A 13,305-nucleotide genomic window follows, 5' to 3' on the forward strand; every position below is an offset into this window, starting at 1 on the left:
CCATCTGCAATAAACAGGAGGTTTTTGTGCAGAAAATAAAGCGTTTTCCTTTTAGAATATTGAATATCTGATATAATTGAAGAGAAATAATTAGAATCTGGAGAAAGGTAAAAGAATGGATATTAGACAACTAAAGTATTTCGTTGAAATTGTTCAGTCAGATTGCAATATGACTAGAGCAGCTAAGCACCTTTTTGTTAGCCAATCTGCACTTAGTCAAATAATTTCTTCATTTGAAGAAGCTCATAATTTAGACCTTTTTTATCGCGAAAGAGGTCGCTTGGTAGGACTGACGCCGATTGGTCATAAGTATTATAAGTATGCTTTAGAAATGATTGGTCTTCATGATCGAATGATGACGACCATTCACAATGAGTCGCGCAAGCTTAATAATGTGGTACGCATCGGTCTACCTTCTATTGTATTGAGAACTAGACTAACTAATGTCGTCTTAGATTTACGAAAAACTTATCCGGATGTAAACCTAGAAATTATTGAGGGCGGTTGTCAGTTCTTATATGAAAGGTTAGATGAAGGCGATGTGGATCTGGCTATTCTGATGGATCCCATTCGACGGACAGGGGAATTTCAAGACCAGGTTCTGATTCACGATAAATTTGTTGTCTTTATGGATCCTAACAATCCTTTAGCCAAGAAGAAAAAAGTGACCTGGGATGAAGTGAACCAAATGCCTATTGCCATTTTTAATGAATCATTTTCTACTAATCGTTTGGTAATGGATCAATTTGCTCAAAGACAGATGAAACCTGAAATTTTCGTTCACTCTTCTTCTTGGGAATACCTTATTGATCTTGTAAAAGGGAATGAAATAATTACGATTCTTCCTCTATCTACTTATCATTTAATGAATTCGGATCAAATAATTTATCGCGAATTCAAAAAAGATTTACCTTTTAATATCTATTTATCAAGAAAAAAATATGAAGCTTACCCGACCAGCCATAACTTACTTTATGACTGGATTAAAAACTATATAGACCAGCAAGTAATTAGTGGGTAAGAGTCAAATATCTTTCAAGCATATTTCTAAATTTTAGAAATATGCTTTTTTTGTGCTGTCCACTCTTTTTTTAAATAATTTTTTAAATTTAACAAAACTGCTTTGAAAAAAATTAGGCAAAACTTTATTTAAATAGTTGGCGATTACACAAAGTATTTAATAGATAAAATTTAATACGAATTCATATTAAATCAAAAGCTATCGCACTTATGACCTCTTTGTGAAAAATTTTTATAAAAAAACTGCTGAGTTTGTGAAAAATAGTGGGAGAAATCACAATTAAAATCCTACCTGATTAGTAAATGTAATGGAATCGATTTCTTTTTCTAAGTTGCAAGCCTCTAAATGATTGCCTATACTCAATTTGTAAGCGCTTATCAAATTTTGTGTTGCATAATTTATGGAGTAAGTATTTAAATTTGATCGATCAAAGTCAATTTTGAGTTTGTGAATTATTTTTATCTAACAAGTTTTACTTTGTGATTTTGATTGAAGGAGAGAATAATGACTCAGTTAAAGACTTTAAGTTATACGGTTGATAAAGGCATAGCCAAGCTTGTCCTCAATCAACCCAAGAGCCTGAATGCTATTAATTCAGCAATGTTGGATGACCTAAATACCTTTATGGATGCAATGGAGCAGGACGAGAGTATTCGAGTAATTATCTTGACGGGTGAAGGTAAAGCCTTTATGGCCGGTGGAGATATTAAAGAAATGATGAAGATGGATGACCAAGTGGCTAAGAAATTCATTGAATATGGAAATTATACAATGAATCGCTTAGCAGGCCTTAAGCAAATAATGATTGGGGCTATTAATGGTTATGCCTTAGGTGGTGGTTTGGAACTCGCTTTAACTTGTGACTTAAGAATAGGAAGTTCTGAAAATACAATCGGTTTTCCTGAAGTCGGCTTAGGAATTATGCCAGGCTATGGAGGCACTCAAAGAGCTGTCCGTTTAATCGGCTTAGGTGCAACAAAACGATTAGTTTTCACTGGAGAATTGATAGATGGTAAAGAAGCTTATCGATTAGGTTTGATTGACTATTTAGTTCCTTCAGCAGACTTATTAGAAGAAGCTGATAAATTAGCTGACAAACTAATGCAGCAAGCCCCACTTGCTTTAAAAAAAGCCAAACTGGCTATTAATCGAGGTTCCCAATCAAGCTTACAAGAAGGACTCTTATTAGAAAATGAAATTGTGATTGGATTATTTAATAGTCAAGATCGTATCGAGGGTATGAATGCCTTTGTTGAAAAGCGAAAAGCTAATTTTAAAGCCAAATAAGTTAGGAGGAATAGTATGAGTCAATATCAAGCGATCTATGATGAAAAACGTCGTTCAGTTGAAGAGTTAGTCGCAATGATTGAACCGGGTGAAGGGATCGTTCTAGCAGCGGCTGGAAGTGAGCCATTATTGATTACCCAAGCTTTAAACAATGCTAAGCAACTTAAAGGGAATCGATTGTATCGGATGTTATCAATGTCACCGGTAGTTAATCTAGCTAAAGATCAATTAAAACAGTTTACTTTTTTCTTATCAGGCTTGGATCGTAAGGCTATGAGAAATACAGATGTCGATTTAATTCCTTCTCATTTCTCAGAAATACCCGCCATTATTAAACAAAGAGAACCAGAACCTGTAATGATTAGTCAAGCTTCACCAATGGATGAAGATGGATACTTTTCATTTGGCTTAACAGCTGCTTATACACCGTGCACGGTTGAGTTTGCAAAAAAAGTGTTTCTTGAAGTAAATGAAAATATGCCGCATACACATGGAGAGGGGATGAGAATTCATATCTCAGAAGTAACTGCTTTTGTAGAATCTTCTGAAGATGTTGTAGAATTACCGGATATCGAATTATCAGATAAGGACCGCAAAATTGGTGAGTATGTTGGGGACATTATTGAGGACGGTTCAACTATTCAAATCGGCTTTGGAACAATTCCAAATGCTGTTATGAATGCTTTAAGCCATAAGAAAAACTTAGGGATTCATACCGAAATGTTGCCATCATCAATAGTAGATCTTTATAACAATAAAGTTATTACTAATGAAGAGAAACCGGTCGGTAAACACCGTTTCTCAACAACTCTAGCTTTAGGAAATCGTCGCTTGTATGATTTTATTGATAATAATGAGGATGTCGAAATTCTTCCGGTTAACTTCATAAACAATATTGTTGAACTTGCAAAAATTGAAAACCTGGTCTCAGTCAATACAACTTTAGAAATTGACTTCTTGGGTCAATGTAACTCTGAACAATTAGAAGATTTCTACTATTCTGGTACCGGTGGTCAATCAGACTTTGCTGTGGGGGCAAGAATTGCTGCCAATGGTGTGGGAATTGTTTGTCTATATTCAACAGCTAAAGATGATACCATTTCTCGAATTGTTCCACATTTACATAGTGGTTCACCTGTTTCAACCTCAAAAAATGATATTGAAATTGTTGTTACAGAATATGGGGTAGCCCACCTTAAAGGTAAGAGTATTCAAGAAAGAGTACAAGCTTTAATTGAAGTGGCGCATCCGAAGTTCCGTGATGGTTTAAGAGAAGAAGCCATCAAGCTTGGTTATTTAGAAAATAAAAAATTAAAATAAAAGAAAAGGATTGATTTTAAAATGACTACAAAGATTGAAAAATTACAGTATTTATATCCAGAAGATATCTATGGTTACTCGCATGATCTTTCAGAAAATGAAGTAAACTTTCTAATGAAGCTGCGTGAAGTACTTGAAAAAGAACTTTATCCAGTTATTGATGAGCACTGGAAGAAAGAGCTTTTCCCGATGGAAGCTTTTAAGAAAATTACTGATTTAGGTTTGATGACTCATCCAACTCTTTTCGAGGGACGGGAAAATAAACGTAAAACTTCAGAAATTTTTAATCTTTTCCGTCTTTATGAATTAAACCGTATGGATTCTTCAATTGGTGCATTCACTATCGTCCACGGAGGACTTGCTTACTCAACTGTTTTAATCGGAGGATCTGAAGAACAAGTTAATTACTATGCACCTAAATTGGCCTCTTATGAATGGCATTCATGTTTCGGTTTAACTGAACCTCTTCACGGATCAGATATTGCCGGTGGTCTATCAACAACTGCTGAGAAACAAGGTAATAAATGGGTCTTAAACGGTGAGAAGAAATGGATTGGCGGGGCAGCAACTGCCGATGTTTTACCAATTTTTGCACGCGACGTTGAAGATGGCAAGATTAAATGTTTCATGGTAGCAGGCGGAACTAAAGGCTTAACAGTCGATAAGATTGATGGAAAGATTGCCTTAAGAATGGTCCAAAATGGACATATTAAATTAAATAATGTTGAAGTGGACGCTGAAGCGCGTTTAGAAAATATTAATGGCTTTAAAGATGTCGCTAAGATCTTATACACTACTCGTGCAGATGTGGCTCACTTAGCAACAGGTTTACATGCTGGAGCTTTAGCTAATACCTTGAAATACGTTAAAGAGCGTGAGCAATTCGGTAAGAAAATTTCTGAATTCCAACTAGTTCAAGAAAAACTAGCCAGAATGCAAGCAAACTGTGTGACTTCATTAGGACTATCTCACCGTTTAGCTGTTCTACAAGAAAAAGGTAAGTATGCAGAAGTTCAATCTTCACTTGCTAAAATGAATAACGCTTACCGTCTGCGTGAAACAGTAGCCCTAGGACGTGAGCTATTAGGTGGTAACGGTATTATTGTTGAACACGATGTGGCACGCTTCTTCGTGGATGCTGAAGCAGCATATTCTTATGAAGGAACCCACGAAGTCAACTCATTAATTATCGGTCGTCACTTAACAGGTAAAGGGGCCTTTGTTTAGAAATACCAAGCTGAAGCAAGAGATAAGGAGCGAATTATGAAGAAAAATTTAGATGAAGTAGTTATTGTTGGGGCAGCCAGAACACCTGTAGGAGCCTTCTTGGGCGATTTAAAAACGGTTCGTGTTCAAGACTTGGGAACAACTGCTTTAAAAGAAGCAGCTAAAAGAGCAGGTGTCAGCCTAGAAGAAATTGAAGAAGTTATCTGTGGCCATGTGGTTGGTTCACCTACTTCAAGTAATATTGGTCGTGTAGTCGGCATTAATGCAGGTTTACCGATTGAATCTACTGGTTATACAGTCAACCGTTTGTGTGGTTCTGGTATCCAATCAGCTGTTTCAGCTGTACAGCTTTTACAAGCTTCTGAAAAGAAATATGTGGCGGCAGGGGGAGCAGAGTCCCTATCTAGAGCACCTTATTTCTTACCAGAAGAAGTGCGTTTCCAAGGATTTAAAACTGGTGATCAGCGATTAATTGATGCGAATACTATGATTCATACAGGGTCAGTCGGTGATGGGTACCCAGACTTGATTCATATGGGACAAACAGCAGAAACTTTAGCAAAGATGTATAAGATTTCGCGTGAAGAGCAAGATGAATTTGCTTTAAACAGTCAAGCCAAGGCCAAAAAAGCTATGGAATCAGGACGCCTCGCTCAAGAAATTGTGCCAGTTGAAATAACTGATCGTAAGGGAAATGTGACTGTGATTGATAAAGATAGTCACCCACGTCCGGATACTAGTATGGAAAAATTAGCTAAGCTAAGACCAGCTTTTGTTAAGGGTGGAAGCGTCACAGCCGGAAACTCTTCTGGACTAAATGATGGGGCAGCTTTCGAAATTTTTACGACTAAAGAAAATGCCGCGGCTAATAACTTAGAAATCATGGCTAAAGTAATGGATTATTCTGTTACTGGCTGTGAGCCAGATTTAATGGGCTTAGGACCAGTTAATTCGATTAAAGAAATTTTGGAGCGTAATGATTTTACTTTAGAAGATATCGATATTCTTGAGATTAACGAAGCTTTTGCAGCCCAAACTCTAGCCTGCTTGAAAGAATTGGGTAATGGCCCTGAAACAGAGCTATATGAACGCTTAAATCCAAACGGAGGGGCTGTTGCATTAGGACACCCATTAGGATGTACAGGGGCGCGAATGATTACAAGTATTTGTTATGAGTTCAAGAACCGTCCAGAAACACGCTATGCGATTGCATCAGCTTGTATCGGCGGCGGAATGGGAATATCTATCTTATTAGAAAACGGCTATTACAAGGACTAAGTCTAAAGAGATTAGGAGAAGATTAAATGAAAATTCAAAAAACAATGGTCATTGGATCAGGTATTATGGGCAATGGTATTGCCCAAGTCCTTGCCCAGGCTGGTTATGAAGTTTACTTAAATGATATTAAAGAAGAATTTATTGATCGCGGATTAGAAAAGATTCATAAAAACTTGCAAAGAAATGTTGAAAAAGAAAGAATGACGGCTGAAGAAGTCGAAAGTATTAAAGGAAGAATCCATAAGTCTCTTTCTTATGATGATGCTAAAGATGTTCAACTAGTGATTGAAGCAGCCACTGAAAATCGTCAAATTAAATTGGAGATTTTTAAAGAGTTAGATAAAGTCACACCTGAGGAAGCTATTTTAGCCACTAATACTTCTTCTCTGTCACTAACAGATATTGCTTCAGTAACTAATAAGCCGGATAAAGTAGTTGGTATGCACTTCTTTAATCCAGTACCAGTTATGAAATTGGTTGAAATTGTGACAGCTTTACAAAGCAGCGAAGAGACGGTTCAAACCGTTCAAGAAGTGATCGATGCCTTTAATAAGACCATGATTATCGCAGATGACTCACCAGGATTTGCAGTTAACCGAATCTTAGTTCCAATGCTTAATGAGGCCATCTTTGTATTGGGTGAAGGAATTGCCAGCAAAGAGTCCATTGATACAGGGATGAAATTAGGAGCAGGTCATCCTATGGGCCCACTTCAATTATGTGATTTAATTGGTTTGGATACTTTATTATCAGTGATGACCGTTCTTTATAACGGATTCAATGATCCTAAATACCGTCCGGCACCATTGCTTAAACGAATGGTTGAAGCGGGATATTATGGTCAAAAATCTGGCAAAGGCTTTTATGACTATTAGGAATTGCTATAACTAAAAAGTTTACTTCTGTTAAACTAGAGCTAACAATTTGACCCCCTCATTTTGTCGGCTCTAGTTACTTTTATCTAACTAGTCACAAGGGGAGAGCCATAATTATGGAGGTGGAAATATGGATAGAATTTGCCAATTATTGGGGATTGAATACCCCATTATTCAAGGAGCAATGGCCAATGTGTCGCGCTATCAATTAGTAGGAGCGGTCTCTGAAGCAGGAGGCTTAGGTGTGATAGCATCTGGTGGTATGTCAGCTGATGAGTTAAGAAGACAGATTCAAGAAGTTAAAAAAATGACTCGTAAGCCCTTTGCGGTTAACTTAATGTTGCAAATGAAGAATATCGAGGAATTGGTTGAAGTAATTATTGAAGAAGGAGTACCGGTGGTTACCACTGGTGCAGGAACTCCTAAGAATTTTATATCAGCTTTGCATCAAGCTAATGTGAAAGTACTGCCAGTTATACCTAATGTTAAAATCGCTAAAAAAATGGAAGCGCTAGGTGTTGATGCAATTATAGCAGAAGGACAAGAAGCAGGAGGTCATATCGGACAAGTTTCAACCCTGCCTCTAGTTCGCCAAGTGATTCGTTCAGTTGATGTACCTATTGTGGCAGCCGGTGGTATTTTTGATGGTGCGGGTATGTTAGCTGTGGAAGCCTTAGGGGCTAGTGGAGTTCAGATGGGTTCTCTCTTTCTAAGTTCCAAAGAAAGCCCTATCAAAGAAGGGTTCAGGAACTTAGTTCTACAAGCCGACGAAACAACCACGGTGGTTACTGGACGTCGTCTAGGACATCCTGTTCGTGTGTTACCGAATAAAATGACTGAAAAATATATTCGTTTAGAATATGAAGGGGCTTCAGATGAAGACCTAATGAAATTAGCAGAAGGTGCTATGCGGCGTGCAGTTTATGAAGATGATGTCGAGGAAGGATCCCTTATGTGTGGTCAATCAATTGGCTTAATTACTGAGAGCCAGAATGTTGATGCGATTATTCAAAAATTAATGGAAGAATACCGCCAAGCACGCTTAAAGCTAATCAATCAATAAACATTTATAATAAGCTACTAAAAATCTCTAGACTTCTAGTAGCTTTTTAAGAGTTTTAAAAATAACAATAGTTGAGTAGATATCTTTAATGAAAACAGATTGAAAACGATTAATATCAGCATTCTTTGACAGGACCGCTAGAGTGTTTAAGTTAAGAATTTAAGTTAATAAGAATACTAGTATCACAACAAAAGTATGGAAGGGGTTATGACTTTAGAAATTAAACAAATTAGAGAAGACGCTATGACTTAATTAGTGGATTTAGTCCATGAGGCATGGTTCGAAGGGGTTTATAAAGCAAAGAAATTTGAAAAGGCAGCATCTGCTATTTCCCTTAACAAAGCACTATAGAACAGCTCATTAGGATGCGTTGCCGTTCTTGGTGGAGAAATTGTTGGTATGACTCTTTGTTTAATGAAAGAAGCAGATTCGACTTTTAGAATGTTCCAGTTAGACTTTATTGACAAATTGATCACCTTATCCAACCAAGCGCAACCGGATGAAGTCGAACGAGTGACTCGCGTCTTCTAAAGTGAACGTCAAGCCTATAGACAATTAATTACCGAAGTCTTTGATTATTTTAAAGAACAGGACTTGGAAAATGTTTATTTAATCACCGATACGGATTGCAATTACCGTTTTTATGATTACCTCCATTTCGAGCTTATCAATGAGACACGTATTAAATTACCAACCAAAGAGGGCTTTAGATATCGGGATGAATTTATGTATGCCTATTCACTTTAAACAAAAATTTTAAGACAGCTTAATCCTTTAAGATTAGGCTTTTTTTATGCAAAAATTTAGAAAAATAAAAAAACACAAAAATTTTTGTTGACAGGAAAAAGGAAAGACGGTAATATTCATTTTGAAAATGATAATAATTACTATTTATCTTTAGGCAGATAAATTTAAAAAAGGAGATCGTATGAAGTATCAAGCAAAAACAAAAAAATGGTGGTTAGTTCTTTGTCTTATTATTGGCTCTTTAGTGAATATTTCTTCAATTCAATCTGTTAAAGCAGAAGAAGAAAGAAAAATAGTCACTTCTTTTTATCCAATGTATGCCTTAACCAAGGAAATTGTTGGCGATAAACACCCTGTTTTGATGATTAATTCAGCGAATGGTATTCATGGTTTTGAGCCTTCGGCTAATGATGTGGTGGCCATTTATGATGCTGATATCTTTGTTTATCACTCAGATATCTTAGAATCTTGGGCTCAAAAAATTAAGCACAATGTCGAAAAGCAAGAGAAATCTAATGTGATTATTATTGAAGCTTCGAATGGATTAGCTATGAAGAAAGTGCCGGGTCTAGAAAAACTAGAATTGATGGAGGGTAAAGATGAATCAACCCTTTATGATCCACATACCTGGTTAGATCCCATTGAAATAGGCGAAGAAGCAAAGTTGATTGCTCAAGCCTTAGGGGAAGTGGATAGAGATAATAAAGATTACTATTTGCAAAGAGCAGAAAGTATTGGAACGCAAGCTCAGGTTATAACGGATAAATACACCTCACTTTTTAAAAAGCTCAAGCAAAAGACTTTTGTCACTCAGCATACAGCCTTTTCTTATTTAGCCACACGCTTTGGCTTAACACAGTTGGGAATAGCAGGTGTGTCTGGACAAGAGCCCAGTGTGAAACAATTGCAAGAAGTGAAAAAGTTTGTGGAAAAATATCAAGTCAAAACCATTTTTACCGAGCCGAATATTTCAGATAAAGCTTCACAATTAATAGCCCAAGAGACTGGAGCTAAGGTAGAAGTCTTGGATCCCTTAGAAGCGGATCCCCATAATGATTTAAGTTTACTAGCTAATTTAGAAAATAATTTACAAAGACTGTTAAAAGTTTTGCAAGAAGAAGGAGAGAAATAAATGAAACCATCTAAAATACTTTTGTCATCCGCCGCTTTATTGACACTTTTAAGTTGGCATGAACCAATTAAATCAATCTACGCTCAAGATGATAAAGATTCATTCATTAATTATATTGAGGGTAGCGATGGAGAAAAGCCAAGTAATGTCTCAAGCACTGAAAACCGCACTATGGAAGAAATTTCAATGGAAGAAGGCATTGCGGGCGAGCAAATTATTGTCCAAATCAATAGGGAAGGTTATGTGACTTCTCACGGTGATCATTATCACTATTTCAATGGAGCAGTTCCTAGTGATGCTATTTTTTCAGAGGGAGTCTTAGCCCCTGAAGATTATCAATTTAATGAAGAGGATCTTGTTAGTCAAACGGATGAAGGGCAAATTATTTTAGTAGATGACCAATATTATCTTTATATAGAAAATCCAGATCAAGCTAAAAATCTTCGTTCTTTAGAAGAAGTGTTACTACAGTCATACAGTATGGATCCTGTCGATGCAAAGGCTATTTATGATTTGATGGAAGAATATGATCTTGGCGAAGAGGCTATTATTACTTATGAATTAGAACGCAGTCCTGAAGAAGTAGCAGATCAAAAAGGGATTGAAGGAGAGCATGTTGTTGTCTATTTAACCGAAGAAGAGTTTGTAACCAATCACGCTTTTGATTTACATGTTTTCTATGGTGACCTTGATCCAGAGGCTGTTTTCTCTGAAAGACTCCTAACACCTGAAGATTATCAATTGGACCAAGAAGATGTGGTCGCAGAAATTAAGAATGGATACATTGTAAAGCTAGAAGATCAGTACCAAGTTTACATAGCTCCTGAAGATCGGGCCCAAGCTGATAATATCCGAACTTTCCAAGATATTGAAGCTCAAGTAACCAGCAGTCAAAAGGTCTTTAAACAAGCAGGTGGAGTGCGTAAAGATGTAGCTAACACCATAGCAGCTGGTGAAGTGGGTGGATCAGGTAACCGCAATTCTAGTGGAGCTTACGTAACGGATGATGGATATATCTTTAACCCTTATGACGTTATAAAAGATTTAGGCAATGGCTTTATTGTTCCCCATGGTGACCACTTCCACTTTATTCCAAAGTCAGATTTAACGCCTCAAGAAATAATGATTGCAAACGCTGTTCTATCAGGTGGAAAAATTTCACAAGGCAATAGTAAAACAGCTGATAAAGGAATGGTTGATCAGATCATTCATGACAAAGCTGTTAATCATAAAGGTCCTTACACAACGGATGATGGCTATGTCTTTTCAGTGGGATCCATTACTAAGGTAACGGATACAGGTTTAATTGCTGCTCATGGTAGTCACTTCCATTTTGTTCCTTTTGCTCACTTAAACAAAGGAGAATTAGCCCAAACACAAGCTTATATTCAAAAGAAATTCGGAATTAAACGTAATTTATTGGCTGAATTTGGTTTAGCTAAAGAAGATAACAAAGTTGATCAGCCAAGTAATAAAAAACCTTCTCAAAACCTTGATAAGATAGCTGATAAGCCAACTGAAAATGATCAAGGTAATAAAAACCAAACAAATTCAGAATATCAGCGCCTATTAGCCAAACTCTATGCTTTGCCAATCAACCAACGTCATACTGAATCTGATGGTTTGGTCTTTGACCCGGAACTCGTAACAGATGAGATTGAGGGAGACTTCGTCTTACCTCATGGTGACCACTTCCATGTTATTCCACGTTCAAGGCTATCAGATTTAGAAATTAAATTAGCAGAAATGAAATTAGGCAAACGTCCATCAGTCGCTGTGAGGCCAAAAGACCCACAAGTTGATAAAGCAGATAATGAAAAACCAGCTGAATTAGACCAAGCAAGTCAATCTGAAAAGTCTAGCCAACCAGATCAACCAAAAGCAGATGGAAAAGTTGATTTCTTAGCTCAAAATTATAAGAAGTCAGCTAAGGGTAAGGACGGTAAAACATATACAACGGATGATGGCTATGTTTTCACACCAGAAAGTATTTTGAACTACTCTAAAAAGGGGCTTACAGCTGAGCATGAAGGACACACTCACTTTATTCCTTTTGGTGATTTAGACGACAGTGAATTGAAAGCAGCTGCTGACTTTATCAATCAGCGAAACATTAATGCAGCAGAAGAAAGTAAATATACAGCAGAAGAAATTGCAGCCAAGTTGGCCTATATTTCTTTGGAAAATGGTGTAGCCATTGAAGAACTGGAAGTCAACGGTAACGAAGTGATTATTCCGCACGGTAATCATTCACATACAGCGAATATGGATAAAATTCCAACAGAATTAAAGCAGTCTAACTTCACATCGGAAGAAGACTATCAAACTCAATTGATTACGCTTAAAATGAGTGAAGTATCGCGTAATAAGGATTACATTGATGTTTGGCGTAAAGATGCTACCATTTATGCTTTAACGAAGTTCTATAAAGTAGTAGAGATACCATTAGATGACATAGAATTACCAATTAAATATGATCAAGTCTCATTAAAAGATGTAAAAACAATAGAAGATCCACTTTTTGAAAAGAAAGTCTATGTCGCTCAGCGCTATAAAGTTAAGCCATCTGATATGTTTATCTTTAATGGTCGTATCAAAGTTGGTGATCTTAATTTAGTGATCGATGAGATTGACGTAACAGAAGCCTATGAAACAGATTCAAATGATTTGCCAGAAACTAAAGAAAATGTTGAAGGAGAAAAGGATGAGGTGGTTGAAGAAACTCCTTCTAATAAAGGAGTTAGCCATCAAGCGGTCATTGAATATATTAAAAACTACTATGGTAAGGCTGCTAAGTCCGTTAAGTACGGAAAAGGTTTTGGATATATAGTGACGCCAGCTTCTGGAGAAGAGAATGTATTAATTATAGAGTCTGAAGCAAGAGCAGCGATGGAAAATAAAGAGGCATTGCCAGAACTTGCTAGTCAGAAGGATGGCGTAGATTCAGAAAATGAAGTTTCTTCACTAGATGAAACTACCAAAGAAATTTCGATGGAACAATTGAAAAATTTTGTAGGTAATTACTATGGGGTAAACCCATCAAGTATTCAAATATTTTCAGGCATGGTAATCGTTCCAAATCCTAATCCAGATTATGCCAACCTTAATCTTACGATTAAACAAGTAAAGCTTGCTTATATTATGAATGGTGAATTACCTGCTATGCCACAAGTTGCTCCTTTTGCAAAAGAAGAGATTGGAGAACGAAATGATTCTAATTTAGATGATGCAGAAATAGGCAAATAATCAAAATTATAACAAAGTTATGTTAAGAGTCCTTGTTAATGATCAAAGGACTCTTAATTTTTATTTAGGGAAATTAAATATCAAAATTTATGTCATACAAATAAATTTG

10 protein-coding genes are annotated in these 13,305 nt (G+C 36.6%); all 10 read left to right on the top strand.

Annotation, left to right across the window (positions count from 1 at the left end; all coding sequences use genetic code 11):
• Window positions 1-115 precede the first annotated feature (115 nt).
• The 10 genes from ACQV2O_RS03750 (at window position 116) to ACQV2O_RS03795 (ending at window position 13,196) form a co-directional block, all read left to right on the top strand.
• On the top strand, window positions 116-1,021 hold the full coding sequence (locus tag ACQV2O_RS03750) for a LysR family transcriptional regulator (RefSeq protein WP_428873517.1): 906 nt from the start codon (window positions 116-118) through the stop codon (window positions 1,019-1,021).
• Window positions 1,022-1,525: 504 nt separating this feature from the next.
• Window positions 1,526-2,308, top strand: coding sequence for an enoyl-CoA hydratase/isomerase family protein (locus ACQV2O_RS03755; RefSeq protein ID WP_428873518.1), 783 nt, complete (start codon window positions 1,526-1,528; stop codon window positions 2,306-2,308).
• A gap of 15 nt (window positions 2,309-2,323) precedes the next feature.
• Window positions 2,324-3,628 (top strand): acetyl-CoA hydrolase/transferase family protein, encoded by a 1,305-nt coding sequence (locus ACQV2O_RS03760; protein WP_428873519.1) that lies wholly within the window; start codon window positions 2,324-2,326, stop codon window positions 3,626-3,628.
• A 21-nt stretch (window positions 3,629-3,649) separates the two neighbouring features.
• Entirely contained in the window at window positions 3,650-4,855 is a 1,206-nt protein-coding gene (locus ACQV2O_RS03765; protein ID WP_428873520.1) for an acyl-CoA dehydrogenase family protein, read from the top strand.
• Between the two features lie 33 nt (window positions 4,856-4,888).
• Complete coding sequence (locus tag ACQV2O_RS03770; RefSeq protein WP_428873553.1) at window positions 4,889-6,133, top strand: thiolase family protein; 1,245 nt, start codon at window positions 4,889-4,891, stop codon at window positions 6,131-6,133.
• Between the two features lie 26 nt (window positions 6,134-6,159).
• Window positions 6,160-7,008 (top strand): 3-hydroxybutyryl-CoA dehydrogenase, encoded by an 849-nt coding sequence (locus ACQV2O_RS03775; protein WP_428875026.1) that lies wholly within the window; start codon window positions 6,160-6,162, stop codon window positions 7,006-7,008.
• 130 nt (window positions 7,009-7,138) lie between these two features.
• Window positions 7,139-8,071: an NAD(P)H-dependent flavin oxidoreductase gene (locus tag ACQV2O_RS03780; protein WP_428875027.1), complete on the top strand. Its 933-nt coding sequence runs from the start codon at window positions 7,139-7,141 to the stop codon at window positions 8,069-8,071.
• A 399-nt stretch (window positions 8,072-8,470) separates the two neighbouring features.
• The gene (locus ACQV2O_RS03785; protein WP_428875028.1) at window positions 8,471-8,602 is read left to right on the top strand and encodes a hypothetical protein; all 132 of its coding nucleotides are present in this window, start codon (window positions 8,471-8,473) and stop codon (window positions 8,600-8,602) included.
• Between the two features lie 397 nt (window positions 8,603-8,999).
• Window positions 9,000-9,950 carry a metal ABC transporter solute-binding protein, Zn/Mn family gene (locus ACQV2O_RS03790; RefSeq protein ID WP_428873525.1) on the top strand — a complete coding sequence of 317 codons (951 nt, stop codon included), beginning with the start codon at window positions 9,000-9,002 and terminating at the stop codon, window positions 9,948-9,950.
• Window positions 9,951-13,196: a pneumococcal-type histidine triad protein gene (locus ACQV2O_RS03795; protein WP_428875029.1), complete on the top strand. Its 3,246-nt coding sequence runs from the start codon at window positions 9,951-9,953 to the stop codon at window positions 13,194-13,196.
• The last annotated feature ends 109 nt before the right edge of the window (window positions 13,197-13,305 follow it).

This window comes from Facklamia sp. P13055, assembly GCF_050409445.1.
In the GTDB taxonomy this organism is placed as follows: domain Bacteria; phylum Bacillota; class Bacilli; order Lactobacillales; family Aerococcaceae; genus Facklamia.

Excerpts from the sequence above, each read along its gene's own strand:
- ACQV2O_RS03750 (WP_428873517.1), top strand. The coding sequence starts at position 116 with ATGGATATTAGACAACTAAAGTATTTCGTTGAAATTGTTCAGTCAGAT.
- ACQV2O_RS03785 (WP_428875028.1), top strand. The coding sequence starts at position 8,471 with ATGACTCTTTGTTTAATGAAAGAAGCAGATTCGACTTTTAGAATGTTC.
- ACQV2O_RS03775 (WP_428875026.1), top strand. The coding sequence starts at position 6,160 with ATGAAAATTCAAAAAACAATGGTCATTGGATCAGGTATTATGGGCAAT.
- ACQV2O_RS03790 (WP_428873525.1), top strand. The coding sequence starts at position 9,000 with ATGAAGTATCAAGCAAAAACAAAAAAATGGTGGTTAGTTCTTTGTCTT.
- ACQV2O_RS03765 (WP_428873520.1), top strand. The coding sequence starts at position 3,650 with ATGACTACAAAGATTGAAAAATTACAGTATTTATATCCAGAAGATATC.
- ACQV2O_RS03795 (WP_428875029.1), top strand. The coding sequence starts at position 9,951 with ATGAAACCATCTAAAATACTTTTGTCATCCGCCGCTTTATTGACACTT.
- ACQV2O_RS03780 (WP_428875027.1), top strand. The coding sequence starts at position 7,139 with ATGGATAGAATTTGCCAATTATTGGGGATTGAATACCCCATTATTCAA.
- ACQV2O_RS03755 (WP_428873518.1), top strand. The coding sequence starts at position 1,526 with ATGACTCAGTTAAAGACTTTAAGTTATACGGTTGATAAAGGCATAGCC.
- ACQV2O_RS03760 (WP_428873519.1), top strand. The coding sequence starts at position 2,324 with ATGAGTCAATATCAAGCGATCTATGATGAAAAACGTCGTTCAGTTGAA.